This is a genomic window from Sphingomonas sp. ACRSK (genome assembly GCF_022346685.1).
GTDB classification, from domain to species: domain Bacteria; phylum Pseudomonadota; class Alphaproteobacteria; order Sphingomonadales; family Sphingomonadaceae; genus Sphingomonas; species Sphingomonas molluscorum.
In genome coordinates, this window is record NZ_JAKRNR010000019.1 from 1 (window position 1) to 24392 (window position 24392).

At 63.9% G+C, this 24392-nt stretch carries 41 protein-coding genes; 16 read left to right on the top strand and 25 right to left on the bottom strand.

Going from position 1 to position 24392, the window contains the following annotated elements; genetic code table 11:
- A partial coding sequence (locus tag MHZ35_RS11260; protein ID WP_239435673.1) for a hypothetical protein occupies positions 1-304 on the top strand: 304 nt, incomplete at its 5' end.
- Here MHZ35_RS11260 and MHZ35_RS11265 read toward each other — a convergent pair.
- From MHZ35_RS11265 to MHZ35_RS11300, 9 genes are all read right to left on the bottom strand, one after another.
- On the bottom strand, positions 239-727 hold the full coding sequence (locus MHZ35_RS11265; RefSeq protein WP_239435674.1) for a hypothetical protein: 489 nt from the start codon (positions 725-727) through the stop codon (positions 239-241). The two genes, MHZ35_RS11260 and MHZ35_RS11265, sit on opposite strands and share 66 nt — an antisense overlap.
- 57 nt (positions 728-784) lie before the next feature.
- On the bottom strand, positions 785-907 hold the full coding sequence (locus MHZ35_RS18035) for a hypothetical protein (RefSeq protein ID WP_274615885.1): 123 nt from the start codon (positions 905-907) through the stop codon (positions 785-787).
- Positions 908-1058: 151 nt separating this feature from the next.
- A complete protein-coding gene (locus tag MHZ35_RS11270) occupies positions 1059-1703 on the bottom strand; it encodes a hypothetical protein (protein WP_239435675.1) in 645 nt (214 codons plus the stop codon).
- A gap of 1 nt (position 1704) precedes the next feature.
- Positions 1705-2220, bottom strand: coding sequence for a hypothetical protein (locus MHZ35_RS11275; protein WP_239435676.1), 516 nt, complete (start codon positions 2218-2220; stop codon positions 1705-1707).
- A gap of 107 nt (positions 2221-2327) precedes the next feature.
- On the bottom strand, positions 2328-4325 hold the full coding sequence (locus MHZ35_RS11280; protein ID WP_239435677.1) for a relaxase/mobilization nuclease domain-containing protein: 1998 nt from the start codon (positions 4323-4325) through the stop codon (positions 2328-2330).
- Entirely contained in the window at positions 4322-4684 is a 363-nt protein-coding gene (locus tag MHZ35_RS11285; RefSeq protein ID WP_239435678.1) for a ribbon-helix-helix domain-containing protein, read from the bottom strand. The genes MHZ35_RS11280 and MHZ35_RS11285 overlap by 4 nt, the downstream gene beginning before the upstream one ends.
- 297 nt (positions 4685-4981) lie before the next feature.
- Entirely contained in the window at positions 4982-5356 is a 375-nt protein-coding gene (locus MHZ35_RS11290) for a hypothetical protein (RefSeq protein WP_239435679.1), read from the bottom strand.
- Between the two features lie 45 nt (positions 5357-5401).
- Entirely contained in the window at positions 5402-5596 is a 195-nt protein-coding gene (locus MHZ35_RS11295; protein WP_239435680.1) for a hypothetical protein, read from the bottom strand.
- A 94-nt stretch (positions 5597-5690) separates the two neighbouring features.
- The gene (locus MHZ35_RS11300; protein ID WP_239435681.1) at positions 5691-7631 is read right to left on the bottom strand and encodes a DUF6538 domain-containing protein; all 1941 of its coding nucleotides are present in this window, start codon (positions 7629-7631) and stop codon (positions 5691-5693) included.
- Positions 7632-8076: 445 nt separating this feature from the next.
- On the opposite strand from MHZ35_RS11300, the gene MHZ35_RS11305 reads away from it, so the two are divergent.
- The 14 genes from MHZ35_RS11305 to MHZ35_RS11365 all read left to right on the top strand — a co-directional run bounded on the left by MHZ35_RS11305 (position 8077) and on the right by MHZ35_RS11365 (position 15722).
- Positions 8077-9336, top strand: coding sequence for an RtcB family protein (locus tag MHZ35_RS11305; protein WP_239435682.1), 1260 nt, complete (start codon positions 8077-8079; stop codon positions 9334-9336).
- Between the two features lie 98 nt (positions 9337-9434).
- Positions 9435-10592: an ATP-dependent DNA ligase gene (locus MHZ35_RS11310; RefSeq protein ID WP_239435683.1), complete on the top strand. Its 1158-nt coding sequence runs from the start codon at positions 9435-9437 to the stop codon at positions 10590-10592.
- 48 nt (positions 10593-10640) lie between these two features.
- On the top strand, positions 10641-10865 hold the full coding sequence (locus MHZ35_RS11315; protein ID WP_239435684.1) for a hypothetical protein: 225 nt from the start codon (positions 10641-10643) through the stop codon (positions 10863-10865).
- Positions 10862-11128: a hypothetical protein gene (locus MHZ35_RS11320; RefSeq protein WP_239435685.1), complete on the top strand. Its 267-nt coding sequence runs from the start codon at positions 10862-10864 to the stop codon at positions 11126-11128. Before MHZ35_RS11315 ends, MHZ35_RS11320 begins: the two co-directional genes overlap by 4 nt.
- 34 nt (positions 11129-11162) lie before the next feature.
- Complete coding sequence (locus MHZ35_RS11325) at positions 11163-11423, top strand: hypothetical protein (protein ID WP_239435686.1); 261 nt, start codon at positions 11163-11165, stop codon at positions 11421-11423.
- The gene (locus MHZ35_RS11330; protein ID WP_239435687.1) at positions 11423-12118 is read left to right on the top strand and encodes a hypothetical protein; all 696 of its coding nucleotides are present in this window, start codon (positions 11423-11425) and stop codon (positions 12116-12118) included. The genes MHZ35_RS11325 and MHZ35_RS11330 overlap by 1 nt, the downstream gene beginning before the upstream one ends.
- Positions 12115-12504 (top strand): DUF2493 domain-containing protein, encoded by a 390-nt coding sequence (locus MHZ35_RS11335; protein WP_239435688.1) that lies wholly within the window; start codon positions 12115-12117, stop codon positions 12502-12504. Before MHZ35_RS11330 ends, MHZ35_RS11335 begins: the two co-directional genes overlap by 4 nt.
- Positions 12501-12941 (top strand): deoxycytidylate deaminase, encoded by a 441-nt coding sequence (locus MHZ35_RS18195; RefSeq protein ID WP_446741045.1) that lies wholly within the window; start codon positions 12501-12503, stop codon positions 12939-12941. Before MHZ35_RS11335 ends, MHZ35_RS18195 begins: the two co-directional genes overlap by 4 nt.
- Complete coding sequence (locus tag MHZ35_RS11340; RefSeq protein ID WP_239435689.1) at positions 12920-13591, top strand: hypothetical protein; 672 nt, start codon at positions 12920-12922, stop codon at positions 13589-13591. Before MHZ35_RS18195 ends, MHZ35_RS11340 begins: the two co-directional genes overlap by 22 nt.
- A gap of 89 nt (positions 13592-13680) precedes the next feature.
- Positions 13681-14238 (top strand): hypothetical protein, encoded by a 558-nt coding sequence (locus MHZ35_RS11345; RefSeq protein ID WP_239435690.1) that lies wholly within the window; start codon positions 13681-13683, stop codon positions 14236-14238.
- Positions 14238-14543 (top strand): hypothetical protein, encoded by a 306-nt coding sequence (locus tag MHZ35_RS11350; RefSeq protein WP_239435691.1) that lies wholly within the window; start codon positions 14238-14240, stop codon positions 14541-14543. Before MHZ35_RS11345 ends, MHZ35_RS11350 begins: the two co-directional genes overlap by 1 nt.
- Positions 14540-14713 (top strand): hypothetical protein, encoded by a 174-nt coding sequence (locus MHZ35_RS11355; protein WP_239435692.1) that lies wholly within the window; start codon positions 14540-14542, stop codon positions 14711-14713. Before MHZ35_RS11350 ends, MHZ35_RS11355 begins: the two co-directional genes overlap by 4 nt.
- A complete protein-coding gene (locus MHZ35_RS11360; protein ID WP_239435693.1) occupies positions 14710-15096 on the top strand; it encodes a hypothetical protein in 387 nt (128 codons plus the stop codon). Before MHZ35_RS11355 ends, MHZ35_RS11360 begins: the two co-directional genes overlap by 4 nt.
- A gap of 38 nt (positions 15097-15134) precedes the next feature.
- Positions 15135-15722 (top strand): hypothetical protein, encoded by a 588-nt coding sequence (locus tag MHZ35_RS11365; protein ID WP_239435694.1) that lies wholly within the window; start codon positions 15135-15137, stop codon positions 15720-15722.
- A 662-nt stretch (positions 15723-16384) separates the two neighbouring features.
- On the opposite strand, the gene MHZ35_RS11370 is transcribed toward MHZ35_RS11365, so the two are convergent.
- The 10 genes from MHZ35_RS11370 to MHZ35_RS11415 form a co-directional block, all read right to left on the bottom strand.
- Positions 16385-17266: a hypothetical protein gene (locus MHZ35_RS11370; RefSeq protein WP_239435695.1), complete on the bottom strand. Its 882-nt coding sequence runs from the start codon at positions 17264-17266 to the stop codon at positions 16385-16387.
- Positions 17267-17881: 615 nt separating this feature from the next.
- Positions 17882-18217 (bottom strand): hypothetical protein, encoded by a 336-nt coding sequence (locus MHZ35_RS11375; RefSeq protein ID WP_239435696.1) that lies wholly within the window; start codon positions 18215-18217, stop codon positions 17882-17884.
- 271 nt (positions 18218-18488) lie between these two features.
- Entirely contained in the window at positions 18489-18653 is a 165-nt protein-coding gene (locus tag MHZ35_RS11380; RefSeq protein ID WP_239435697.1) for a hypothetical protein, read from the bottom strand.
- 510 nt (positions 18654-19163) lie between these two features.
- The gene (locus MHZ35_RS11385) at positions 19164-19409 is read right to left on the bottom strand and encodes a hypothetical protein (RefSeq protein WP_239435698.1); all 246 of its coding nucleotides are present in this window, start codon (positions 19407-19409) and stop codon (positions 19164-19166) included.
- A 386-nt stretch (positions 19410-19795) separates the two neighbouring features.
- Complete coding sequence (locus tag MHZ35_RS11390; RefSeq protein ID WP_239435699.1) at positions 19796-20035, bottom strand: hypothetical protein; 240 nt, start codon at positions 20033-20035, stop codon at positions 19796-19798.
- Positions 20036-20066: 31 nt separating this feature from the next.
- Entirely contained in the window at positions 20067-20240 is a 174-nt protein-coding gene (locus MHZ35_RS11395; protein WP_239435700.1) for a hypothetical protein, read from the bottom strand.
- 3 nt (positions 20241-20243) lie between these two features.
- Positions 20244-20483 (bottom strand): hypothetical protein, encoded by a 240-nt coding sequence (locus MHZ35_RS11400; RefSeq protein WP_239435701.1) that lies wholly within the window; start codon positions 20481-20483, stop codon positions 20244-20246.
- 11 nt (positions 20484-20494) lie between these two features.
- Positions 20495-20842, bottom strand: a complete 348-nt coding sequence (locus MHZ35_RS11405) for a hypothetical protein (protein WP_239435702.1) — start codon at positions 20840-20842, stop codon at positions 20495-20497.
- Between the two features lie 3 nt (positions 20843-20845).
- Complete coding sequence (locus MHZ35_RS11410) at positions 20846-21157, bottom strand: hypothetical protein (RefSeq protein WP_239435703.1); 312 nt, start codon at positions 21155-21157, stop codon at positions 20846-20848.
- 3 nt (positions 21158-21160) lie between these two features.
- A complete protein-coding gene (locus MHZ35_RS11415; protein ID WP_239435704.1) occupies positions 21161-21469 on the bottom strand; it encodes a hypothetical protein in 309 nt (102 codons plus the stop codon).
- Between MHZ35_RS11415 and MHZ35_RS11420 the strand changes: the two genes are divergently transcribed.
- Positions 21453-21722, top strand: a complete 270-nt coding sequence (locus tag MHZ35_RS11420) for a hypothetical protein (protein WP_239435705.1) — start codon at positions 21453-21455, stop codon at positions 21720-21722. The two genes, MHZ35_RS11415 and MHZ35_RS11420, sit on opposite strands and share 17 nt — an antisense overlap.
- On the opposite strand, the gene MHZ35_RS11425 is transcribed toward MHZ35_RS11420, so the two are convergent.
- From MHZ35_RS11425 to MHZ35_RS11450, 6 genes are all read right to left on the bottom strand, one after another.
- Positions 21698-21949 (bottom strand): hypothetical protein, encoded by a 252-nt coding sequence (locus tag MHZ35_RS11425; protein ID WP_239435706.1) that lies wholly within the window; start codon positions 21947-21949, stop codon positions 21698-21700. The two genes, MHZ35_RS11420 and MHZ35_RS11425, sit on opposite strands and share 25 nt — an antisense overlap.
- Positions 21946-22290, bottom strand: coding sequence for a hypothetical protein (locus MHZ35_RS11430; RefSeq protein WP_239435707.1), 345 nt, complete (start codon positions 22288-22290; stop codon positions 21946-21948). Before MHZ35_RS11430 ends, MHZ35_RS11425 begins: the two co-directional genes overlap by 4 nt.
- On the bottom strand, positions 22287-22559 hold the full coding sequence (locus MHZ35_RS11435) for a hypothetical protein (RefSeq protein WP_239435708.1): 273 nt from the start codon (positions 22557-22559) through the stop codon (positions 22287-22289). The genes MHZ35_RS11430 and MHZ35_RS11435 overlap by 4 nt, the downstream gene beginning before the upstream one ends.
- Positions 22556-22891 carry a hypothetical protein gene (locus tag MHZ35_RS11440; protein WP_239435709.1) on the bottom strand — a complete coding sequence of 112 codons (336 nt, stop codon included), beginning with the start codon at positions 22889-22891 and terminating at the stop codon, positions 22556-22558. The genes MHZ35_RS11435 and MHZ35_RS11440 overlap by 4 nt, the downstream gene beginning before the upstream one ends.
- Before the next feature lie 851 nt (positions 22892-23742).
- The gene (locus MHZ35_RS11445) at positions 23743-24138 is read right to left on the bottom strand and encodes a hypothetical protein (protein WP_239435710.1); all 396 of its coding nucleotides are present in this window, start codon (positions 24136-24138) and stop codon (positions 23743-23745) included.
- Entirely contained in the window at positions 24138-24356 is a 219-nt protein-coding gene (locus tag MHZ35_RS11450) for a hypothetical protein (RefSeq protein WP_239435711.1), read from the bottom strand. Before MHZ35_RS11450 ends, MHZ35_RS11445 begins: the two co-directional genes overlap by 1 nt.
- Between the last annotated feature and the right edge of the window lie 36 nt (positions 24357-24392).

Sequence of the window (24392 nt, forward strand, 5' to 3'; positions counted from 1 at the left end):
CAGCGTCGTGTGCCTCGTCCCCGCGCGCACCGACTCTCGCTGGTTTCACGGCACGTTGCGCGCCGATGCCGACATCTTCTTCCTGCAAGGGCGGGTGCCGTTCGACGACATTCGCGGCAAGTCGCAGCATACGCCCTTCGCACTGATGCTGGTGGCGCTCGGCACCACGTCCGGGCAGCGGGCGCGCTGGGCCGAGATCGTTGAGGGGTTTTGGCTGCCTCGCTCGCGGGAACCAGCCTCACTGCCAGATGGGCCAGTCGTTGATGACAATGCGGCCCGCGACATCGACGCCGCGCTCGACTAGCCGGCGCAGGCGCGCATCGGCGCGAGCGATGCCTTGCTCAGTGTCGGTGGGCTTGAAGCCGAGGTGGAGGATCTCGCCGGGTGCCAGCCGAAAGCTGCCGCGGACATGCGGCTGCGGCAGCAGGAGAGCGCGCGAGCCGGTCTTCGACAGCCAGAGCCGGCAGCCGGGGTGTGACCAGCAGATCCCGCCGCGCGGCACGAAGATCGAGATGTCGGTCATCATGGTCTCGCCCGCCTCCTCCTCGAAGGTGAGGTGGACGAGGTCGGCCTGCGCATCGCAGGCCATCTGCCCCAGCCGCAACCGCGCGAGCGGATCGAGGCGGTGGCCGGCGAGCAGCGCCGCGGACGGCCGCAGCGTGCGGTTCCCGAGCAACATGGTGGAGACAGCGGCGAGGTGAGCGCGGGCGGCGGCGGTGTTGGTCATCTGGTTCTTCCCGATTTCGTCCCCACCATCGGGGACACTCCATCGCACCAAGCCCCTTCAGGCGGGCACCAGTCCGCCCTGGCCGCCGAGGGTGCGAACCGGATCGGGGGGCTGTCGCCAGCGCAGCCGCGCCTCGAGCCGGAGCAGCACATTGACGAACAGCGTCAGCCGCTTGATCACCTCCTTGTCGGGCGGGTGGCGGGTCGATCCTCCGCTCGACTAACGTCCGCGCCGCGGCGAGGCTGCCCCCGATCACCCGTTGCAGGTGTTCGGGGCGAGCCCGTGGGTCAGCATGATCCGCGCGGCGAGGTCGAGCAGTTCGTGCCGTCCACTACAGGAACGCCGCGAGGTGCTCGGTCCAGTCCGCCTCGACGATCGCCTGACCGGCATCTCGGATCAGTTCCTCGTCATAGGCGCCATGCTCGATCCCGAGGCTGAGGCGGCGCGGCACGATCAGCGCGTGGGCGTGGAGCGGGTTGGGCGAGCCGACCCGCCCCGGCGAGTGCAGCGCCAGCATCGTGGCGAGCCCGCGCTCCCGCGCGAAGCGGTTACGCACGAAGCTGCGGGCGCATTCCCACGCCTCGTGCACCTTGCCGGCATGGCCGAGTGGCAGGGTCAGATAGACGAGCAGCGCCTTCTCGCGAGCGACGGCGCAAGCGTCCATCCGGGCGAGCAGCACGACCGGGTCGAGCAGACCGTCGTCCGCGCCAGTCGGCAGGACGACCTCAACCCGCTCGGCGGTAGGCGCCCACCGGCTCGTGTCGACACCATGCGGCGGGGCAAGGGGATGCGCTTTGTGCCACCCGAACTCCACAGCGCTGTTCGTGCGCCCCTTGTAGGTCTTGCGGAGGCACCCGAAGACGATGCCACTCTCGCTGACGCCGCCCGGGTTGAGGAACAGCCAATCCTGCGGGTTGCTGCTGGCGGCTGCGGTCGCGGCCTTGGCGGGCGTCCGGCGACGAGGACGGGCGGCCATCTCAATGACCCCGCCGGCGCATGAGGCGGACGATCTCGGCAGCCGCACGGCAGACCCCGTCGGTGCGCTCGTCCCAGGTGACGAACGGCGGCATCGACGAGATCGCGAGCCCGTTCTCACTCACCTCGATGTAGGGCCCGGCCTGGTGCGGGACGAGCCAGAGCGAGCCGTTGCGGTGCCGCATATAGACTAAGCCTGACACGAAAACCGCCATATCGTTCATGATCAGCGCAACCTCGACGGTCACGGGATCGAGCGTCTCGGGATGCAGACCGGTGCGCTGGAGCAGGACGTCGCAACGACGACGCTCGCAGACGTCGAGCGCGACCTTCTCGAACATCGGCATGGCGCAAGGCGTCGACGCCAGCGCAAGATTGGCGGCCGGCAGGAAGACGGCGCCAGCCGGCAGTCCGTCACCGCCGGTCAGCATTTCCGCGGGCGTAGCGAACTGACCGAGCGGGAGCTGGAGCACGCGCACGGACGGGTCGAGCATGGGCCCGACCGGAAGGGTCATCATCGTTTTTGACTTTCGGCAGGAGGATCACCGGACCGAAGCGGTCCGGATCAGGCTGCCGCCCATTTCCTTCGGGTCAGCAGCTTCGCTGAACCCACCTGCTTTCCGCGTCAGCGCCCTTGGCCATTTTTCCGACCGTTGCCGGTGCCATCCGGCACGATCGGCGCTTGCGGCCCTTTGGCGATTGATCGGCGCGGGAGCGGTGGCGTCGCGATACCTGCCGGGTCGCCGTCATTCTCATGCTGCGTTACTCGGTGCGATCGTGCCGATGTCTTTTTCAGTGTCTCCGTGATGCGGCGGATGCGCTCGACTATTTCTGGATCGGCGTGCAGCAAGTGCGGCACACGCCCTCCGTGGAATGCCAGTACTGTCGCTGCATGAAGATCCGGCTCGCCATCGAGCAATACGTCGATGGCATTGTCGCGATCGACAAACGCGACCGGTTGACCAGCTCGCGCATAAGCGACGCCATCATGCCGGATGGTGGCCCGGTATGGCCCGACCGCCTGGATGGCGCGCTTTGCGTTGGCGTTCGGCAGTGTATCGAACTCGAAAGCCGCGATCGGCATTGGTCCGAGCGCGGCACGTGCCGGGGCGGGCTTATCCGAACGAGCCCTACCTTTCGCGATCGTCCGCGCGAGCGGGGCCGAACCGGTCGCGATAGCCTTCGCCAGTTCGGCCAAGCGCTTTGGCCGCTCGCGCTTCCGCGACTTCCCGTCACGTCCTGCGTGCAGCGATCGGGCAGCGGTGAGTGCGCCGACACGATGTAGCGCGGCGCCGGGTCGTAGTTCGGACTCGGCCGGCACGAATACCAGATCGTTGACCGTAGCGAGCATCAGCCGTTTCCATTGCGCGAACGTCGGCATGCGTCCGCGCTTGACCTGCATGAGTTCATCGCGGTGTCGGGCAAGCGTTACCGCCATCTCAGGCGCGCGGACACGTTTGTCGAATATGGCGTAAAAGGCTCGACGCTTCGAAGGCGGCAGCGTCTTTGCACCCACACCGCGTCTGACCATCAGGGCTGCGCGCAAATCGCGAAGTTCGGCTTCATGACGTTCTTTCGCCACTCGCTTCGCCTGCCGTTTCCGATCTTCCGCCTGGCGATGTGCCGTGCGCCGCTGGTCGTATTTGCGCTGCAAGGTGCCGTTGCGATGAGGGCGTGCAGGCGAGGCCTCGCGGTCCCGAACCTTGATCCATTCCGCGTATCGCTGGGCGCCCTCGGCGGTTCGCTTATCGAGCGCGCCCCGACCATATTTCCGGTCCGCAAGATCGAATTTCGAGGCGGCAACGGCGTTCGCTTCGTTGCCAAGATGGTAGATCAGGATACCCCGGATGTCCTCTTCACCGCTCTTCAGCTTGCGCAGCGCCGGTCGCATGCCGAAGCCCAACTCGTGCAGTAACGTGGCGCGCAGCTCGTAGGTCGGCGCATCGAGCGCCTTCCTGATGCTGTCGGCCTTGTCCATCAGGCTGTCGCCGGCCCGCTGCGCGCGGTGCCCTTGTTGCCGATCGCGTATCTTTCCCGTTCCGGACTCGCGCGCCGCCTTGGCCTGGGCAGGGGAGGCAAGTTCGCGCAGCCCGTGCCGGCGCTCGAAATCACGGCACAGATGCTGGAGCCGCGTGAGCGCGTGCGCGTCATAGGATTTGAGCTTGCGTGCCTGCGCCGGCACGCTGGCCGCCTGTGGATCGGTCAGCGCGCGGGGGCCGGCCTCGGGCAGATGCTCGCTGTCGGCGATGCGAAACCAGCGCTTCGGCGGGACGTGACCGGTGGCAGCGCTGACCGTGCACCAGAACAGATGGATGTGATCGTAACCCTTGTCGCTGTGGCGGACGACGATCCGTAAATGCCCCTCCAGACCGAGTTCACGTTCGGCTTCGTCGACCAGCTTCAGCCAGGTCGCGTCATCCAGCTGACCGTCTTCGCGGGCAGCCGAAAACGTGAGGTGCTTGACCGGCCTGGTGCATCGCGCGCTGAGTTCGGCCACCATCTTCATCTGCTCGACCATCTGGTCGACGGGCAGGTCGAGCGGCTCGAGCAGGCTGTGACCCGGCTTCTGCAGATAGTCTAGCAGGCCTCCGAAGTCGTTGCCGGCGTGGACGGTCGGGATCACCGCCAGCGCTCCATCTCGCGGCGGATCTGGACCAGCTCGCTGACGACCGTCTGCAAGCGCCCATGCTGTTCGACGAGCATCGCCGTCGTGTTCGTGCCCGAGTTGCCGTTCGTGCCGATCTGGTGGAGCGCCTTTGTGATTTGATTCACGTTCTGGCCGATGCGCGTGATCGCTTCGGTCAGCGCGCGCGAAGGCACGATGCGGCTGTGATCGTGCACGAGCATGCGCCGGATTACATCCGCGCGGGACACGCCCGAATGGTGGGCGATCTCCTCGAGACGCACCCATTCGGCGTCGTCGAGCCGCATCGTGAACATGCGGTTGCGCTGGCGTTGGTCGCTGCCGCGCTGTCCGGGCATGATTTCCTCCTTCGCGGCCGAAGGCGGCTGGTGGGGTGCAGGGGAGCCGTCCCCTGCCGAGGGACCTTTCGACTTGCGACGCCACATCCAGCGACAAAGCGTCAGCGCCAGAGCGATGTGGCCCGGGCCCCGCAGGGGGCGCGGTATTCGCAAGTCAGCCCTCGCTACCCACTTCGTTCTTTCCGTTCTGCCGCTTCTTCGCGGGCGGTGACGTCGAAGCGTCACCGCCCGCTGTTGAATGATCGAGGCGGATTGGCGACGGATCGGTCGTGACGATCACGCCGCCGAATGCGTCGGCTAGGCGACCGCCGCTCCCTGGATGGACCGGGCGTTGCCCCCCACGCGGCCCCGTCGCTTCGGCACCGCGATGCCGCTCTTCGCGCGGTCGGCCTGACGCTCTGCATCACGGATTGCTCGCAACGCATCGCGCAGGTGCTTCTCGCGGACGCCGTGCCGATCGCGGTACGGCTGGAACCGCGGATCTGCGAGCAAGGTCTTCACGTTCACGGGATCGGAGCCGTAGCCCTCCGCGAAGGCGCGAGCGATGTCGAGCGGCGAGGGGCGCTTGTTCTCCTGCGCCATTGCGCGTCCTAGCGCGCGGGCTTCGTCGATCACCGACTTATGCGGGTCGATCACCCCGGCGGTGCCGGGGGCGAACTGAGTATCGGACATTGTTGAGTCTCCATGATCGCAACGGGTTCGTGTCGAACCCGAGGATCACGGAGCGGCCCAAGCCTGCGGCGGATGGTGGCGAAAGGCGCGGACCGGACGCGCGGCGCGAATGGCCTCGTGCATCGGATAGGCTCGCGTTGGAACCGCGTCGACGACCGGCACGATCGGCTCAAACAGCACGAGAAGCTCGCCCGTCATCCGGGCAATCAACTCTCGCAACACGTTCAGGATCGCGCTCATCCCGATCAAGATGGAACGTTGTGGGAACTTTGACAAGCGACATTTAGAAACGGCGAGCATTCGTGGTGGCAATCGGAAATCCTAGCCGGCGCACTTATTCTGTTGGCGATGACGCCTTAGCCAGGTTCAGGCGGTTCCAGTCGATGAAATCCAGCTGCAGGTTCTTCAGAAAGACATACTGGTTCCGGATCGTCACCTGACCGTATTTGTCGCCCTCCGTCTGGTTCGCATGGCCCTTGATCGAATTGGCTACCCGTGCCGGCATGCCGCTGAGCTCCGCGCGGTCGGTGAATTCATGGCGGGTCGAGTGGAACACGTAGCGCGGATCCTTGGTGACGACCCGATCGAGATAGTCGTTCGACCGCCGGCTCAATCGCTTAACGAAATTGCCGTTCCTGTCGGGCTCGAGATCGAACAGCCTCGTCTTGCCGGCGCGGCGACGCTTCTCGACATAGTCGCGGAAGCCCAGTTCGATCAGCCGATCATGGATGACGACATAGCGCTCGGATACCTCGGTCTTGACGTGCTGACCTTCGCCCGTGCCGGTGATGTGAACGAAGGTGCAGCGTCCCTTCAAGTCGCCGCCGAAGGTCCGATCGAGGTCGACGTCCTTTACATCGCTAAGCGCGATCTGACCGATTTCGCCGAGGCGGGGGCCGCCCACCGCGCCGAACAGGAAGCTCCAGTAGAGTTCGTCCTGGTAGACATGGGGGCCAGGCTTGGCACGCTGGGCGTCTCCGTGACCGGCGCAGCCGGTGAACAGCGGCGAGTCGAACAGGGTCTGCATCATGTCCGGGGTGAAGGGGAGTCGCGGTGTCTTCTGCCCCTTCTTCGTCTTATAGTAGCCGGCAATCTCGATCTTCTCCGCGACGTTCACGCCGCAATGGGCATCGGCCTTGATCTTGCCGAGGATCCACCCGATCGCGCTGACGTCCTTCTTGATCGATCCCGGCGCGAGGCGACCCGGCAACGGTGTCGTCCGATCGCCATCACCCCAGCGCTGTCGCGCCTCTCGGGTTGCTTCCGCAATCTGGCGGAGCGTGCGCCCCGCAGCGCGGACTTTCGCCAACTCGGTCTGCGGCGGAAGGTCGGAGACGAGGTTGCGATACTCGATCATCATCGGACGCGAGATCCGGCCTGCCATGACGTCGCCGAACATGTCGATGAAGTTCAGCACCGACTTGGTCGCGGCGCTGATGGCCGATGGCCTCGGCATACGTTGCTCTTTCCAATAGGCGAGCGCGTCGCTGAGCGGCATCGCCCAAAGCCCGGTGGTCGGGTTCGGCGTCGCTCCGACGGCCGGCACCGCTGCAGCACCACTCGGAGAGGGGATCGACAGGATCGCCTCAACTGCCGCCTCAGCGCCTGCCGGCCAGCTCGTGAAATGATGTCCGGCCAGCCGATCAAGATAGGCCGAAGCGACAGCCTCGTAGACGTCGTCGCGGTCCAGCTTCAGCTTCGGCTCGATCGACGTCATGTAGCTGACGGCGAACCAGACCGGCTTGAACACGCGGCGTTCCAGCAGCAACGCAGCAAGTCGACGATACAGGATGCCGTCGGTCCTGCCGGTGCCCTCCAGCAGCGCAGCGCGAAGCCGGAAGATCTCGCGCTCCGGCGCGGTTTCGATCGAGGGAATAGGGTCAGGATGTTCGGGTGCCTCCCGTACGGTCATGCCGCCCCAATCCTGCGGGTCGCCAAGCTGGTCGGCGGGAGACCAGGAGTCGATCACCGTCGAGGCGAGCAAGGCGAGCTGTTCCGCAATCGCCTTGTCCAGCGAGCCGCGGATGATCGCGAGCCGCCCGAAGCCGCGATCGAGAAGGGCCAGCGCGTCCTCGACCGGCTTGTGGGCCAGCTGTCCGCGAAGCCGCAGCACCTCGTTCTTGTAGAAGGCGATGAGTTCGCCGCGCTTCGCGGCGGCCGCGACCGGGTCGGTCGTGCCCAGGCTCGCGGTCCACTCGACCTTGCCGACGAGCGGGCGGATGTCCGGCGGCACCGCCATGCGGAACTGCTCGTTCTTGGATTTGGCCCGTTTCACGGAATGCGACATCCGACGCCCCACTTGTAGCACCCTTTTGTAGCACCGGGCGCTTGCTGAAGCATTGATTTTCGCGAATTCCGCCGAATTCCTCGCCTTCTTGCGAGGATGGTGACCCCTACGGGACTCGAACCCGTGTTTCAGCCGTGCATTGACCAACACACACAAATCTGCGGGCGCGGGGCTCTCGCTTTACCTAACTCAGTTCAATGTTGTTCAATGCTGTTCACGACGAACCACCTAACTCGAAAGCACCGGGTGACCGTTTGCGCAGCGGGCAAATAGCACGTCCAGCGGGTCCGGCGAAAATAAATCTTGCAGCCCAAACCGTTGTGCGCGATGACACACACACGAGCAGCGACCGAGGTAGGAGTCGGTCACCGCTTAACGCACCGCGAGCCTGTAGGAGGGCGACCGGCGCACCAGGGCAATAGCAGGAGTATGTGTGAAGGTTCATCAGGTCGATGCACCGCATGGACGTAAGGGCCTTGTGAAGATGTGGGAGCCGGAAGGCTTCCCGTTTGAGCAGCAGGCCGTCGATCAGATCGACAACGTCGCGCGGATGCCGTTCATCCACAAGCACGTCGCCGTGATGCCGGATGCCCACGCGGGTATCGGGGCAACGGTCGGCACCGTCATCGCGACCAAGGGCGCGGTGATCCCCGCCGCGGTCGGCGTCGACATCGGGTGCGGCATGATGGCCGTCCGCCTGTCGATCAAGGGCGCGCAGCTGCCCCACAAGCTCGGGCATGTTCGCGAGGCGATCGAGCGCGCGGTCCCGCATGGTCGCGGCACGCCGCAGCAGATCCAGACCGGCCGCGATCCCGGATCGTGGGGCACGGCGCCGCACCATCACCGGATGGCGTGGGCGGGCCTGCGCGGTCGCTATGAGCGGATCATCGCCAAGCATCCGAAGGCAGCGCAGCAGGGCGCGGCCGGCGAGCGCCAGATGGGTACGCTGGGCACCGGCAACCACTTCATCGAGCTGTGCCTCGACGAGCAGGACAACGTGTGGCTGATGCTGCACTCGGGCTCGCGCGGGCTGGGCAACAAGATCGGCTCATATTTCATCGAGCAGGCGAAGGAGGAGATGCGGCGCTACCACATCTACGACAGCCTGCCGGATGGTGACCTCGCCTATCTGGTCGAGCACACCACGCTCTATGACGACTACATGGAGGCGGTCGGGCTCGCGCAGGACTATGCGACGGAGAACCGCAAGTCGATGATGTGGGCCGCGGTGCAGGCGCTGCGCCAGCTCGCCGACCAGGGCCGGCTGCCGAACTTCGTCGTCACCGACGAGGCGGTGAACTGCCACCACAACTACGTCACCAAGGAAGCGCACTTCGGCGCGAACGTGCTGGTGACCCGCAAGGGCGCCGTCCAGGCGCGCGAGGGCACCATGGGGATCATCCCCGGCTCGATGGGCACCGGCAGCTTCATCGTGCGCGGTCTGGGCAACCAGGACAGCTTCTGTTCGTGTTCACACGGCGCCGGGCGCGTCATGAGCCGCACACAGGCGAAGAAGCTCATCACGCTCGACGAGCACGCCGCGGCGATGAAGGGGATCGAGGCCCGCCTCGACGCCGATATCATCGACGAGAGCCCGCGCGCCTACAAGCCGATCGGGGCCGTCATGGACGCCCAGGCCGATCTGGTTGAGATCATGTTCCGGCTTCGCCAGATCGTGAACGTGAAGGGATAAGCAAGCGAGCGGGCGGGAAGAAACATCCCGCCCGCAAACTTTGCTGTTGACGTCTAACCAGTGTGTGCTAACCAACACACACAAGAAGCAGGGCAGACATGCAGAAGACTTTCAACGAGCTCTACAAGCTGGATAGCAAGGGTAAGACCCGCGTCTGGTTCATGGAGCAGGACGGTGCGAAGTATCGCACACACGACGGCATCTTCGGCGGCACCGTGAAGGCCTCTGGCTGGCGCACCGCGAAGGCGACGAACGTCGGTCGCAGCAATGAGCGCGACCCTATCGCGCAGGCCACCTTCGAGATCGAGGCAGCCTATACGAAGCAGCTCAAGGGCGCCTATTACGAGGACGTCGCCGACATCCATCTGGGCTGCCGCTACACCGAGCCGATGCTGGCCGACAAGTACGCCGGCTTCCGCCACGGTGACGTCCAACCCAAGCTCGACGGTGCGCGCTGCATCATGAAGGCCGAGGGCGGCTTCTCGCGTGAGGGCGAGGGCCTGCCGGGCGCCGGTCACATCCACGCCGCGCTGGCTTCGATCTTCGCCAAGGCGCCCACGCTGATGCTCGACGGCGAGCTCTACAACCACGAGCTGCGCGAGAACTTCAACGAGCTGATGAGCCTCATCAAGAAGGGCACCCCGCCGGCCGAGCGCCTAGCGGAGATCGAGGCGACGATCCAGTATCACGTCTATGACATCCCTTCGATGACCGGCGCTCCCTGGTCGGTGCGGCGCGAGAAGCTCCAGGCGCTGATCGCCGCGATCAACCACCCGTCGATCATCGTCGTCGAGACGGTGAACTGCGGCACACAGGAGCTCTACGACCAGCTGCACGGCGAGTGGGTCGGCGCTGGCTTCGAGGGCTCGATGTGGCGCGACCGCGATGGCCTATACGAGCAGGGCAAGCGCTCCAAGAACCTCCAGAAGCGCAAGGACTTCGAGGACGCCGAGTTCGAGATCATCCCCGATGGTATCGAGGAAGGTGAGGGGAATTGGGCGGGCGCTGCGAAGCGTGTCGTTTGCTGGCTCCCCAACGCTGACCGTGACGCTGACCTGTCCGAACCGAAGGCGCGCGCGGCAAACACGTTCGAGGCCGGTCTGCGCGGCGACTATGCGGCGAACGCCAAGCTCCTGGCCGAGCGCGACCAGCACAAGATCGTGACGATCCGCTTCTTCGGCTGGACGCCGAGCGCGATCCCCAAGCCCCGTTTCGGCGTGGCGACCAAGTTCCACGGTGCAGCCCGGACCATCTGACCCCTAGTCCCGGCGGCTGCACCCGCCGGGACACCTCCAGGAACGCCAATGTTCACTCGCATCTTCAACTGGCTGGCGTCGTTCTCGCCGGCATATCATCAGGCAGCCCAGCGGGCGGAGCGCGAGCGTCGGCTCGTTGAGACCTACGCGATGGCTCTGCGCGACATCGTCAACACCACGGCCGGTGTGAAGGTGCCGAATGGCACGACCCGCAAGGTCAACCGGATTGCCAACGAAGCCTTTGAGCGGGCCTGGAAGGGAGCCTGCGCATGAGCGCTGTCCCATGGAAAGACCTGGCGCTGGACCGGGTGCTCGATTTCGTCGTCCTCAAGAGCGAGAATGAGACCTTCTTTGGCACGGACGTGCGCGAGTGGGCGACCAAGAACGGTCTGCCCGAGCCGAGCGACACCCGCGCGTGGGGTTCGGTGATGAAGAACGCCGAGCGCGCTGGCCTGGTCGAGCATGCTGGCTACGGTCTGTCGCCGAGCCCTGCGTCCCATAAGACTCCGTGCTCGATGTGGCGTCGCGCGGCGTAAGTGCATGGTTGCTGACACACACATAGTTTCGCGCGTGCAAGAGCATGCGAAGCTGCTGCGCTACGCAGACCGTCAAGCGCTCGCGCACCTGATGCGCGTCGATGACGTGCTAACCATCGTCGTGCAGCTGTGGTGCGTATCTCAAGACCACCAGCTGCGCGTCGCGATCAACGTCGACGGTGCGACCGATGACTCGATCATCGGTGAAGCGTTCGCGGACCTCAACGACGAAAGCCTGGCGCTATGCCTGGACGAGCTCGGCGTTGCGGCGATGCTCGCGGAGCTTGAAGGCTGATGTTGCCGACGAAAGATGACTTCGGCTGGAGCGACGGAGAAGCTCTCCGCGCGGCGGAAATCGACAAGCTCGGCCTGCGGTGGGGCGACAGTGTCAGCGGGGCGCCGGCGATCCCGATGCTCCAGCCGATCGAGCGGGTTCCGCGGAATGGCAAGGTCATCATGGTCTACTGTCCGGGTGAAACACCTGAGCATGTCGCCGCGGTCTGGTGCAGCGCCGAGAACGAAGATGGCGGTATCGCCTGGGAAGGCCTCATGTTCGCGGAGCCGATGCTGGCCGACGTCTGCCCGCTCGGGCCGCAGAATGCGACCCACTGGTATTATCCGCCGACGCTCGACACGCGCGCCCAGCCGCACGACGGCGGCAAAGTCGACGCTGACACCTTCCGCAAGGAATACGAGGCGACCTTCGTGCCGCGAGCGCCGCACGAGCAGTTCACCCTTGACCAACGCCAGGTGCTCGCCGAGCGCGGACTGCGGGCTGAGGACGTCAAGATCTTCTGGGATCAGGAGGTCGAGAGCGAGAGCATCAGCGACTTCACCTCTGGCCCGATCCTAGACACCAGCACCATCCGGCGCGTCATTCGTCGGCCGTGCCCCGTGCTGACCGACTTCCGACCCAAGAGCAACGACGCCTATGTCGTCTGGCCTGACGGCTCGATCGGCCTCGCGCAATGGCGTGAGGGCAGCGAATGAAGCGCGTCCTCATCACCGGCGGCCGGTATTTCAACTTGGTCGACGAGGTGCATCGTGCCCTGAACCCGATCCGGCTCAAGCACGGGATCGAGGAGCTGGGGCAGGGCGGGGCAACAGGCGCCGACGAGCTGTCGATGCTCTGGGCGCTGTCGAACGGCATCCCCGTCTCTACCTACGAGCCCAACTGGAAGCTGTTTGGCGGGCGCGCGGGCATGATGCGCAACACGCAGATGCTGCGGGCCTTCAAGCCCACGATCGGCGTCGCGTTCCCCGGAGGGCGCGGCACCCGAGACATGACGGCCAAGCTGATCGAAGCTGGCGTTCCGACATTGGTCGGCCGCTTCACCGACGCCTCGGAGACAGCCGTGAAGTGGAAACTCGCGTGAGCTGGGTCGAGCGCTGGATGCAGATTGCGCGCGTTTACGCCGGGTGGTCCAAAGACCCGCGCCGTGGCGTTGGTGCGGTCATCGTAAACGACCGGCAGGTGCAGGTTTCGGGCGGCTGGAATGGCGCGCCCCGAGGTGTCGCGGACCTTCCCGAGCGATACTCACCATCGCTCAAATCCAGCTATGTCGAGCATGCGGAAGCAAATGCTATAGCAAATGCAGCATCGGAAGGAATTGCTACACGCGGATGCACAATATATTCGACGTACTTCCCGTGCTCATCTTGCGCGCGTGCTATAATACAAGCCGGGATAGGGATTGTTGTATCTCCAGAGCCTGACATGAACTATACTGCACGTTCAGATGATTGGCGCATCTCCCTGGAGATGTTTAGGGAAGCTGGACTGAAAGTTACGTGGGAAAACGAAGCGAGCTGACGCCAGAGGAGCGTCGACAAGCCAAAAACGAATGGAATAGGCGCTACCGTAAGGAGAAGCGCGACGAGGTTACCCGGCGGCAGCGCGAGCGCTATGCCCTCGATCCCGAGAAGTTCAGAGCCGAAAAGGCTCGGAGTGACGCCAGGCCGAATGTCGCCGAAAGACGACGTGAGCGCGGCAAGAAGCGTTATGAGAAAGACCGCGATCGCATGCTCGCGCAAGAGCAGTTACGGCGTGCGGCAAACCGTGACGAGCGCAACTATCGCCGGCGTCAGCGTTGGGCGGAAGATCCCGAATATCGCCAAGCGAGATACGACGCCCGCAATTCGCGCATGGCTCGCGATCCAGCATTTCGAGTGGCGCAGAACCTTCGCGTTCGATTGTGCATGGCCCTAAAGAACCAACAGAAGGCGGGATCGGCAGTCGATGATCTGGGCTGCACCATCCCAGAGCTGATGGCGCACTTGGAGAGGCGGTTCCTGCCCGGTATGACATGGGCGAACTGGTCACGGCACGGCTGGCACATTGACCACATCAAGCCGTTGGCGAGCTTCGATCTCACCGATAGGGAGCAGTTTCTGGCGGCGTGCCACTATACCAACCTCCAGCCGCTGTGGGCGGTCGATAACCTGCGAAAAGGCGACAGGTAACTTTGTGTCAGCCGACACACATTTTGCTTGCGCCCCACGTTTGTGCGTAATAACACACACAGACCAGAGCAACAGAGGTAACCAACCACATGAAGAAGATCCTGACCGCGGTCGCCTTGACCGCGGGCCTGATGACTGCCGCCTGTGGCGATCGGGCAGACCAGATCGACCAGTGCTTGCAGGCGCAGAACCCGCAGGAGTGCGCCCAGGTGCGTGACGCGGGCGGCGACGTCAGCCAGTACCTGATCGGCGGTCTTGGCGGCTACATGCTCGCCAAGATGATGACCCCCGCGGGTCCGCGCTATTACATGCAGCCGAACCCGAATTATCACGGCACTTTTCAGCACATCCCGAGCTACGATCGCAGCTACGGCTATGTGCGCCGGCCGGGCTACCGCCCTTACAGCGTCGTCCACAAGACGGTCATCAACAACTATCCGACCAAGCGCGTCGTCACGACCACCAAGACAAAGCCGTCGATCTTTGGCGGCACGCGCACTGTGACCAAGACGACCACCTACAGCAAGCCGGGGTCGAGCTGGAGCAGCGCCGGCTACCGCAAGCCGTCGTCGTCGTGGTCGAGCAGCAGCTCGCGCTCCTCATGGGGTAGCAGCTCGCGCAGCTCGTTCCGGTCGGGCCGCCGCTGATGCGCCGGCTCATTCACATCGTCACCGGGATCATCCTGATCTGCGCGCCCGCGGCGCTCGCCGGCTGCACGGACGCCAGCTGGGCCAAGGTCACCGCAATCGGCACGCCCGCTCGCGTCACCTGCTATTCCGGCGGCGAGGTCATTCTCGACGACTTTTCAACCGGCAAGGTGAGCAGCGAGAGCACCAGCGACGGCATCTACTTCAACAGCCGCACCACGGGTCGCCTCGTGGAGGTGAGCGCCGACTGCGTCGTGGATCATATGACGGTGGTTCCCGCCGGCTGGGCGCCGGTGCTGCCGTGATCTCGCTTGGCTGGATCGTCTGGGATGCAGCCGCGGTCGCGCCATACCGCGCCAGGAATGGTAGCGGGTGGCGCTCGCGCAAGGTGCCTTTCCAGGTCGCGTTCGACCAGGGCGTCGCTCACCAGCGCGTCGTCATCCGCGATACCCTGCGCGAGGTGATCGGGATATGAGCTCCTATAACGAGGGCAACACGAAATACCGGCTCCAGAACCAGCCGATGAGCCGGCAGTATCGGGTGACGGCCGAGACGTTCATGGCGGGCAAGAAAGACCCGCTCGTCCACTTCGTCACAATCGGCCATCACGAGGTCGACAGCGAGCGGGAGGCAATGGTCGAGGGCGTGAACCGCATCCGCCCCAAGGTCGCACGCGCTGAATCGCTCGCGAAGGGCGTCGACCCGGCGCTCCCCGCTGACCCGGTGATCGACAAGGCGCTCGAACGCGAGCGCGCCCAACGCCGGCATCGGGAAGAAGCGGAGGCAGAGGCCCTCGCGATCAAGGAAGCGGCCGGCGCCTACCTCAACGAGCAACACCCAATGTGGGGGATGTTCTGATGACGAAGATAATCCAACACCCGCGCGAGGAATGGTGCGTGAAGGTGCCGGCGCCGGCATACGAGGCCGCGGTGCAGAAGGTGCTCGAAGGCGGCACCCACCACGAGGTCTTCGAGACGCTTCGCGATCATGGCACGCCGGTGCGTGGCGGTGGTCTGGGCAAATATCCTGCCAGCCAGGCCGCGACAGCGCTGCTTGCTCGTCACGCGGAAGGCATGATCGTTCCTCGTCCGCGCGTCGCCAGGGCGTTCGATGCGCTGCGCGGCTATCGCCTCTCGAAGGCGGAAGCGGAGGACTTGGTCTACAAGATCCTCGCGCCGTGCGTGGCCGGAACCGGGGTCAAGATCCTGCTGGTCGACGAGGACAAGCACGCAGCGAATCGGTCCGGCACATCCAGCGAAGTGGATGGCGGAATGATCGAGATGCTCTCGGCGGATAATCGAGCCATGAAGGCTGCCGGCGGTAAGCTCGCGGAAGCGGCTGCGCACGTCGTTCACCACTATGACGGGCTGCACCGTCTCTCGGCTGCTGCGGCTGCATGGCTCCAGGTCATCGCGAACGAAGGCGGCCGGGGTGATCGACACGCCCCTATGGATGGCACAAGCGAGCGAGCACCCGGCGCCTAGCCGGGGGCGCGTTCCGCCCTGCCACCCTTTCTCCTTGTGCCCTGGCCCTCGCTGCCCACATGGAGCCCTGATCCCTTGCCCTCGGCGAGCCCAGGGCTGCTCTTTCCCATGGTCCAGCGGTCCACTTGTCCACGGCGAGCTCGTCGGTCCTATGGTCCCATGGTCCCTGTGGATGGCAGGACCACCGGAACACCGGCTGATAGGCGGCATCCGGGTAGAGCACTTGACACGTTTTCTAGGACTTCTGCTTGACACGGTTTCGAGCTGGTCGCGAGTCGCGTTGACCGAGTCGTCAGAGGTGCGCGAGGTGTGTTGTTGAAGATATACACCTAATTCGCGTTTTAAGCGTCTCTAGAGCGCTTCAAAGCAAAACCGCACCGAGATAGCTCTAGGTGCGGTTTCAGCGTCTGACGGTGCGTTCTAGCGCAATGCGCGCATGCGTTCATGTGCAACGCTCGCACCATACGCGCACAGCGCTACCACAACCGACACAAGCGCGATAGCGTCGCGCTCAAGCGCTTCGTGGTAGCAGGTCGCGTCTAGAACGACGAACGCACCGACAAAGATAAAGAACACAAAAGCGAGGTGAAACAGAGCGCGCATAATAGAACCTCAAGAATAGAGTTGGTGCGCGGTTGAAGTAACCGCGCACCTAGTTTCGGTTATTTCAAGAAGTCACCGCGAAACATCGCAAAGAAAGCGTTGTCAGTGTGAAGCGCGATAGCGTCGCGGTTCTTCTGCACCGACTTAATCGAACCGAGCCCCAGCACGTCGAGCACGTTGCGCGCTTGCGACGACTGCGTTTCTGCACCGCTAGTCATAGCGACGTGACGCTGGTCGCGCAGATAGTCGACAAGCTCCTGGTCCTTGATGATCGCAGAGAAGTCAGAACCGTTGAGGAACTTGCGGTTGACGTCGTTCGTGATGTCGGTATGTCCGCGGTCGGTTGCGATGATAGCGCAAGCGATGAAAGCGCGCGTCACCTTTTCGAGGCGGTGGCCGAAACCGACGACATACTGCGCAAGCTCGGTTACTTTCTTGAGCGCCTTCGCGTTGAACATCGCGTTGCTTGCGACCTTGCGCTCCACCACGTCGCTTGCAGTGATACCGAGCGCGAGGAAGAACCGAGCAACCGCGACCTCGCTTTTCAGCATGCGGTTACGCTCGCGGACGTAGCTGCTATCCGCGGTCAGCGACAAACCGTTGCTTGCCTCGAAGGTGTCGCGACGTGCGAAGCTATCGTGCAGCGCGGTGACTGCCGCGGTGACAGTCGCGGTGTCAAAAGCAAGCGCGGTGTCGCGAAGCGTGACGGTTTCGGTGTCGGTCGCGGTCGCACCGTCGAGCGATGCAAGAACCGTGTCCACGTCGTCGGTGTCGAGCGCGTCGGTTGCGTCGGTGTCAGCGTCAGCGACCAAAGCGAGCGCACCGAGCGAGTCAGCAATGCGCAGGTTGTTCTTGTTTGCGTAGCGCGTTGCTGCGCTCTTGTTCTTGAAACCGCGCACCGAAACCGAACCGTTCGCGTCAACGAGATTGAAGTCGATCATGGAAGTAACCTTTCTCTAGTGAAGCGGTTCACCGCTGAACCGCACCGCACCGCTGCGGTGTCATCGTTAGAGGAGGTTCTGTGTGTGTCGTCAAACACAATTGCGACTTTTTCAGTTTTCCGCAGTTTTCTGCGCGTTTGCCGACCTGTTTCGAGCGCGAATCACCTAGCTGTGCGCATCGAAAAACGCGCGACTCGTTGCGACTCGGTTGTGTCAGCGCGAATCGCGCTCGCTGGTGGACCGCTGGTCAAACGAATCGCACGCGAGCGCGTGACGCGCGTGCAGGTGCGAGCGCGCACGTAGGCGTAGGCGTAGGCGTAGGCGTAGGCGTAGGCACGACGTGATGCGCGCACACGTAGTATGCCCATGGACCCGTATATGGCGCCCGCCCCATACGGCATCCGACCCATACATCTCCCGAGCCCATGGTCCCGAGAGCTCCATGCAGCCATATGCCCGGTGCGCCATTTCCCATGGGCATCCATGGACGTCATGGGCTCGAAAGATCCCCGCCGAACGATCGGACCTGGGGTGCCTGAAAGGCGTCCGATCATCCGGCGGGGGCAGCGAGCCCGCGCGGAGGGGGAGGGCTCGGGCTCGCCGATCTCTTGGGGGTCAGCCGACCCGAATAACCTGGGATACCTGTTCCACGATGATCTCGGGCACCATGCGGCCCATGATGTCCTTGACCAGATCCGCATGGCTCCAATGGCACCGGATGGACGCGCCGCGCTGGCACACGACAAGCTCGAAGGGCACGCGCATCGGCGAGAGGCCGGGCACGGGGATCGCCATGACGCCGGCCCAGCGCGCCAGGTTCGGCTTGCTCTCATACGGGGCGCCCATCCGGTTGCGCAGCTCATGGGCCGCGGGGATGGGCAGGCGCACCACTTCCATGTGGACGCACTCGTTCATGATTGGATGGCCGTAGGTGGCGACTTCAACCTGCATGGCTTGCTTCCTTCATCACACGAGCACCGCTGCTCGGTGAGATGCTTGTCGCTCGACGCTTGCTGGCATGCGGGTGGGGAAGTTCGGTGAGCTCCAGATGCCTACGACCGCCGGACGCCTGGGAGCCTGGTGCCCATGGACTGCCTGGGGCTCGAATACCCTGGCCGCCATGGCATCTCGGTCCATGGATGCCCATGGGATCGCCGGCCACCACAAAACCCGGCGAGGCATATTGGCTCACCGGGCTCTGGGAGATTTAGATCACCTCCTTTCAGCGGATCAGGAGTTCGGGGATCACGCAATCCTTGATGGCGATGATGGCGAGGATCACCGTGACGATGGGGCCGATGGTGTCCATGTCAGCGTGCGTCTCGTTGCGAGCGCCGGCGGGCGTAGCGGGCACGACGCGCGGCCTTCTCGCCATCGCGATCGGCATCGAACAGCGGGTCCATGCCGACTGCGAGCCCGAAGGCTGCGCGAGCCTCGTTGTCTGCAAGGGCGTCTGCGATGGACATCGACTTGAACTTGGACACTTGAGCACCTCTCTATCTGCACCGCACCGCTGCGGTGAGTTCGAGATAGATGCAGGTCCGAAGGCGTGCGGGTGGCTTGTTCCTGTGGGCATGCGAGCCCGTCTTCGTGCTATCGGGTATCAATCCATGGATGCCCATGGGAGCGATCGAGCCAGGGTGCTTATGGGCGCGTTGATCCCATGGAAGACATGAGCTCCTTGGGCGGCGCGGCATATGCCTGTATGGGTTCGGTCCCGTATATGGGATGCCCGCCGGTGCTCATCGGGATCGTGGAGCTCGGCGATCCCATGGGGCGCGGGGCACAAAGAAAAGGCGAGCTCCGAAGAACTCGCCTTTTCTCCCTCGGCCCGCGGGAAAGGTGACCAGCGGGCGTCGTTGCGGTCTCTTGGATCTAGTGGGCTGTGAGACCGAGATCAATCGTTGTCTGGATGAATGTCGTCCACCAGGGAGACCATGTCGTCCTCGTCCACGCTGTCGGCGACCTCGAAGGCCTCGATCTGCGCGATCAGGTCGGTGATGCCTTCCTGCATCTCCTCGATCTCGCGATCCTTGGCGTCACCGAGGATCTCGGAGCCGACCATCTCTTGCATCTCGGAGCGCATGGATTGCAGTCGATGCTTCCAGTCGCTCAACGTCGGCTTGATGTCACTTGCGTCCATTACTGACCTCGCTCCTACCGTGTGTCGCTGCGTCTGCACTCTATGTAGCGCGCGGTTTCATGGACACCACAGGCTAGTTGACGGCTTCAACCTTGGGTGTGTTGGTGTGGTGGCACGCTAAAACGGGGCCTCGGCTCTCCATGGGACGCCGGCCGCAGCGAGGCCCGCCCGTGTAGGGCACAAATGACAAGGGGCCTTCGTTACAAAGCGAGCGCGCGAATCCACCCCTCCAGCATCACCATAACCCCCATAGGTCCATACGACCGCGTTGCCATACATCCGACGCACCCCGCTCCCACGAGATCCACTATGCCCATGGTGCCATACGAGCATCCTCCCATAGAGATCAGGGTGTCCATGGAAGCGACTGCCTCTGGGGACTTCCTCTATATGCCTGCGTAGATCGTAGAGGGCCTGCTCCTGATGGCGAGCACACTCTCTGGCACTGTCGTGATGATGTCGTCGTCGCCAGGGAGCAGGAACTGCACCAGGCCATCGTCCGGGTCATAGTGCCCTCCTACGACTGCCATCCATCCCGCTCCGTCAATCAGCGCGGAGCACGACTGCTTCTTGGCTACGTCCTCGTTCAGCAGCTTGAGCAGCGGATATAGCTGTTCGACCTTCATTGGCTCTTTCTCGCTTTTGGGCGCCGGAGGCTTATCCGATCCGGTCGGTTATCAGGATGTAGGGCTCGTCGTTGTTGGGGTCGAGCCTAGCGGAGGCGTGATCTGCCGGCGTGCTGTCGGGCGTCGCGGTTCGCAGCATGATCTTGAGGTTGCCATGCTCGGCCTCGATGGCGCGAAGCTCTCTGATGAGGCGTCGGATACGCAAGGCTCAGTCTTTCTGGCGCGCTTCGAGGTGATCCATCGCGACATCGAGGCACAAGGCTGCATGGCCTGTCTCAAGGTCTCCCTTGGCGCGAAGGACGATCGCCGTGTCGGGGAAGCTGTTGAGGCATGCCTTGAGTTCACGGACGGTGACAGTCGGCTTGGGGATTGAGCTGGTATCGCGTGCGGCCTCCCACTGCTCCTGGGCGCTGGGCTGGGGTGCGTTCGTGTAGTCGTTGCTGGTCATGGGGTTCCTCTCTATCCGAAGCTGGCCCATAGAGGGTGTGCTTCCATTGGTGCCGTGTCGATCGCCGATGTGGCCTTGGGGAAGACGTTCTCTTGGATGTCGCTCGGGATGATGACGTAGCACTCCTGGCCTTTGTCATTCGTCCATCCGCACTCCAGGTTGAAGCTCCATGGGTAGGATGCGTTTCGGATGACGCTGACGTGGTGGCCTTGGATCTTCGTGATCGCCGCGGGTCCGTTCAGTTCGGCGAGGGCGTCTCTGGCGTCGGGTGTCAGCCAGATGCTCTCGACCGGGCATCCTTTTGCCTTGGCGAGCGCGAGACCCTGGACAATCTCGTTCCATAGGCGGTCACCCTTCATCGGTCAGTATCCATCCTTGCGCTTCTCGTGGGCGACGCACTCGTCCAGATAGTCGGCGAGGTGGGAGGCCCTGGTGAAGCCCAGGTCTTGCTCCCATTCCTCGGCGCTCATCAGTTCGCCCTTGATGATGCCGGGCTCGGGCCGGTTGAGCCATGCGACGTATTCGGCCAGCGTCCATAGGCCTGGCTTGTCGAGGCCCGGATCGGTCTCACCGATGAGTTCGGTCAGGGCTGCTTGGCGGACGGCTTCGATCGGGCTGGTGAGGCGCAGTTCCAGCTTCGCCTTGTCCGTCATGTAGAGCGAGAGCGTTGCCATCGGTCAGCGCTCCACCGCGTTGGCGATCTGGGCGAGGGTGGTCTCGAACTGCTCGTATTCGTTGGCGCCGTCTGCCTTGCCCAGGAAGACGAACTGCTCGACCCCGTTGCGGCGCGGGAGGTCGACCCTGACGCTGATACGATCGCCGGCGTAGGCCTTGGACAGGTAGCCGACCATGTTGGCCGCCATCAGCTGCGCGTGATCGGTGTTGCCGTCGAGGCTGATCTCCGCGGTGAACGCCTCGGCCGCATAGGCTTCCATGCCGTGCTCTGCCGCGTGCTGCGTCCAGACCTTGATGACGATCTTGTCCATGGTCGTTCCCTTCACCATCGAGCACCGCTGCTCGGTGATTCAGGTATGGTCTGCCTGTTCGGTGGATGCGGGTGGGCTATTGCTCCTGATGATGGGCTCCTCGAAGGCGCACACGTTCAGCTTGACGACGCGCGGCTTCTCCCATGCCGCTGAACCTCGTCTTGTTGTTGAGCAGCACGCTCCACCGACCGTCTGGCTGGCGCCTAACGGACCAATCCTGTTTCACGGTCATGCCGCCTCCACCTCCGCATAGGAGTTCGCCTCGTTCGCGATGGTGGTCGCCACATGGTCCATGCGATCGAACCGATCCCAATTCTTCCATGCCGTGATGAGCTCGGCGTTTTCGGCCTCTGTCTTGACGCCCATCCCGTAATAGTCGCCGTGGTGCTTGTCCGCGCCGATGCCCAGCAACAGCATGGCGTATGCCGCGGGCCAGTATTCGATCTCGGTGACGGATCGCATGAGGTCCAGCAGGTTCATGGGCGCCGGCCCTCCAGCTCCAGGTCGATTTCGTCGGTGATGACGCCTTGGGTGTCGTAGAGGCCAGGGTGCATTGCCTCCAGGTCGATCTCCTCCACGGGGCGCGGTTCCGGTTTCGGAAGCCAGCCGGCGGCGATCAGCCCGCGGACGCTGTTGGTGGGCTGGATGTAGCCGCCCTCCTCGACCATCAGGTCGGCCTGGATCAGGAGCGAGCGCAGGGTGATCCACTCCGGGTCCGTCAGCTCCTCGATCTTGAGCGCCTCGCCATTGTCCTTGCCGGCGTCGATGGTGCGCCTGGTGAGCGCTGCCTCCTCGGGCGTCATCCGATCTGGGGTTCTCATGCCTTGTGCCTCGTTCGCAGGTAGCGTGCCGCTTCCCTGATGCCGCTGATCTCGAAGGTGGTGAGGGGTCGGCGCTCCGCAATGTCGGCCGCGTCTTCCAGCACCCGCACGCGCACCATGTCCCTGCCGCGTTCACCGTCCTCGCCGGTCTGTGCCTTGAGCCAGGCCACGCATGCGTCGAGGTTGTTGGCGACGAAGTCCTTGTCCGACTCCTGGGAGCCATCGGGATCGTCATCGTCGAGCGGACGCCTCGGGTTGATGGTGGTCATGCTTTCCGCCTCCGCATCTGTTCCGCTTCGAGATCCCGGCGCCGCACCACGTCCTTGGTGCTGATGCCCTGGCCGATCTCCTCGCATGCCTGGTAGTAGTGGTCGAGGCTCTCCAGTTCGAGTTCGATGTCGCCATCGTTCATCTGGCTGAGCGGGAAGCGCCACATCGGCGCCTTGCGCAGTAACTCCAGCACTTCGAGCGCCCACTGGTCGCGCGAGTTCAGGTCGCCATCGCCGCGCTCATGCAGCTGGCGATCAAGGTCCGACGCATGCGCCATGGTGAGCGCTGCCAGCAGGGTCGTCGGGACCGGCGTGATGGGGGTGACGTTCATGCCTTTTCTCCTGCGGTCACCGCTGACCGCGTCATTGTAGTCGCACGTCGCCTGCTGGGATGCGGGTGGGCAAGGTTGACAGAGAGACGGCTTTTCTCGTCAACTTAGGACCAACAACCGTCATCCATGGCGTCTCTAAGTCGTTGAAAAGGGGAGCTTTCGCCTACTCGTCACCGATCCGCGGCCTTGGCCCTTCTCGCGTGCTTTCGTGCCTACTTGCTCCCCATGTGATCGAGCGCAGATGGGGCTGTCGCTTGGAGACCCCTTGTCACTCGACCCTTGGTGCCCGTTGGGCTTTGGTTCCCCCGTAGGGGGTTTTTGCGTGTCGCTGTATGCGGCTGGCCTGACGCCGCTGTTTCAGCCTGGCTGCCTAGAAGGCCGAGCCTGGATCGGGGTAACGCATGCCGTTCTCCTTGTTCGCCTCGCTGCGTTGTGAGTGCCGCTCTACACAAGCCCGCGTCGATTACGGTCGGCGGCGATCCTATTCACGGCGGTCACTTGGGGCCGGGCGGTTGTCGCGGGACGCCAGCCCTGTCGCTATCGCGTTCCCTGCCAGCCTTCACGCATGGCGATCTCCTTGTTGGCCGCTCCCCTGGTGGCTGGTTGAAGCGGGGAAGGGTGCTCTCGGTGGAACAGTGCCTCCCCGCGGGGATGTCGGTAGCGCTTGTCGGTGCCTGTCGGGCGCCACTCCGGTCGGCGTTTGGGCGCAGTCGTGCGATTGTCGCGGTAATAAGATCAGCGGGTGCGCGAGTTCATGGTGACCTCCTTTCGTTTGCGTTTTTGCGCATCGCGCTCTCTATGTGTGTGTTATCAACCACACGCTTGCTGGACGCAAGCGGGAATTGCGGTGCTCAGAACAGCCCGTAGAGCGGGTTGGTCTCCATGGACGCCCGGTCAGCGAGGATTGCCGCGTCCCGAGCCTGTCTCTGCCGCTCGATCGCTAGGTGTCGATCATAGATGCCGCAGCGAACGCGCTCGGCCGCGTTCCATCCATCGAACGTCAGCTTGTAGCCGTCACCGCCGCCATGCTCATTGCCGGTGGCCTCGACCAGCCGGCTATCCAGCAGCTCTTGGAGGTGGGCGGTCCATCCGAAGAAGCGCTCGATGGGCTTCTCGTTCCCGATCAGCCAGCCGCGCAGCAGATTGAAGGCGAGCTCCGACAGGTCATCGACCCTCAAGTCCACGGGGTTGCGCGGCAGCTCGACCATTCCGCCTACCACGCGCAACCCTTCCGGCGTGCGCTCCATCAGCTGCCGGCTCCATAGGTGCGGCAGAAGCGATCCCACGTCTCCTGAGTGTAGGGCGAGCGGTGAACCATCTGAGGCATGCCCTCGTCGTCCATGAAGACGCCGTTCACAAGGATACAGATCCGCCACTCGAAATCCGTGTGGCCGCCGGGCTGGTGCTGCCAGCTGATCTTGCGTTTTGCCTCGGCGAGCGTGCAAGGCTCGAGATCGAGGACCATGTGGGCGCCAGCTGATCCCTTTGGCCGACCCAGGAC